At 37.8% G+C, this 1,448-nt stretch carries 2 protein-coding genes and 1 pseudogene; 2 read left to right on the top strand and 1 reads right to left on the bottom strand.

Annotated elements, in window-relative coordinates:
* Together R7044_RS24050 and R7044_RS24045 are read left to right on the top strand one after the other, a co-directional pair.
* Window positions 1–224, top strand: a pseudogene (locus R7044_RS24050) (IS5/IS1182 family transposase); the annotation flags it as partial.
* A 35-nt stretch (window positions 225–259) separates the two neighbouring features.
* Window positions 260–901: a type A-3 chloramphenicol O-acetyltransferase CatIII gene (locus R7044_RS24045; protein ID WP_004920769.1), complete on the top strand. Its 642-nt coding sequence runs from the start codon at window positions 260–262 to the stop codon at window positions 899–901.
* Between the two features lie 323 nt (window positions 902–1,224).
* Here the strand turns inward: R7044_RS24045 and R7044_RS24040 are convergent.
* Window positions 1,225–1,448: transposase (locus tag R7044_RS24040; RefSeq protein ID WP_225455851.1), on the bottom strand; the 224-nt coding region annotated here is incomplete at its 5' end.

Raw genomic sequence — 1,448 nt, 5'->3', positions numbered from 1 at the left:
AAAGTCGTCGCTATGAACCTCATATCCAGTCACGGAAGGATGAGTCAGAAGCCATTAAAAACACGGATTTTAAGGCTCACCGTTGGGTTGTAGAGAGAACACACAGTTGGATGAATCGCTACCGTCGTGTCCTGACTCGTTGGGAGAAGAAAGTCGAGAATTATGAGGCGATGCTGCATTTTGCCTGTGGTATCATTGTCTGGACTAAAAACCTATTGGGATAGGTTCTTAGTAAATAAAAATTCAGAAGGGATATGTTATGAACTATACAAAATTTGATGTAAAAAATTGGGTTCGCCGTGAGCATTTTGAGTTTTATCGGCATCGTTTACCATGTGGTTTTAGCTTAACAAGCAAAATTGATATCACGACGTTAAAAAAGTCATTGGATGATTCAGCGTATAAGTTTTATCCGGTAATGATCTATCTGATTGCTCAGGCCGTGAATCAATTTGATGAGTTGAGAATGGCGATAAAAGATGATGAATTGATCGTATGGGATTCAGTCGACCCACAATTCACCGTATTCCATCAAGAAACAGAGACATTTTCAGCACTGAGTTGCCCATACTCATCCGATATTGATCAATTTATGGTGAATTATTTATCGGTAATGGAACGTTATAAAAGTGATACCAAGTTATTTCCTCAAGGGGTAACACCAGAAAATCATTTAAATATTTCAGCATTACCTTGGGTTAATTTTGATAGCTTTAATTTAAATGTTGCTAATTTTACCGATTATTTTGCACCCATTATAACAATGGCAAAATATCAGCAAGAAGGGGATAGACTGTTATTGCCGCTCTCAGTACAGGTTCATCATGCAGTTTGTGATGGCTTCCATGTTGCACGCTTTATTAATCGGCTACAAGAGTTGTGTAACAGTAAATTAAAATAAGCTCAGGTTAAATTAAAGGGTTTCATATCTAGTGAAGCCCTGTTTTATTATGTTTTGAGTTAACTTATCTTCAATGGCGGTCATAGAACCGACTGTTTACCCTCAAATAAATGTGTGAGCCGAATTATTATATCATCCTTCCGCAAAAGGCTAAAAACCATAAACAATAAAATGTTTTTTGTCGGCTTTTGTTCGCACTTTTTATCTGTTTCTAGGCATTTTATGATAATTTTTTAAAGGTAAGCTTGAAATAACACGTCGATGCCAAGATATGTATCAAATCATGATATATAAACTAAATGGGATAAAGAATGAATAAGAACCTATCCCAAAAGGATTTTATTCCAGACAATGATGGCACAGGCAAGATGCAGCATTGCCTCGTAATTTTCGACCTTTTTCTCCCAACGAGTCAGGACACGACGGTAGCGATTCATCCAACTGTGTGTTCTCTCTACAACCCAGCGGTGGGCCTTAAAATCCGTGTTTTTGATGGCTTCTGATTCATCCTTCCGTGACTGGACATGAGGCTCATAGCGACGACTTC

The organism is Vibrio sp. 1402 (genome assembly GCF_033340275.1).
Note: the sequence above shows the minus strand (reverse complement) of the source record. Positions and strands in the feature narration are given on the sequence as shown.

Coding starts and splice junctions, on each gene's coding strand:
- R7044_RS24045 (WP_004920769.1), top strand. CDS start 260: ATGAACTATACAAAATTTGATGTAAAAAATTGGGTTCGCCGTGAGCAT.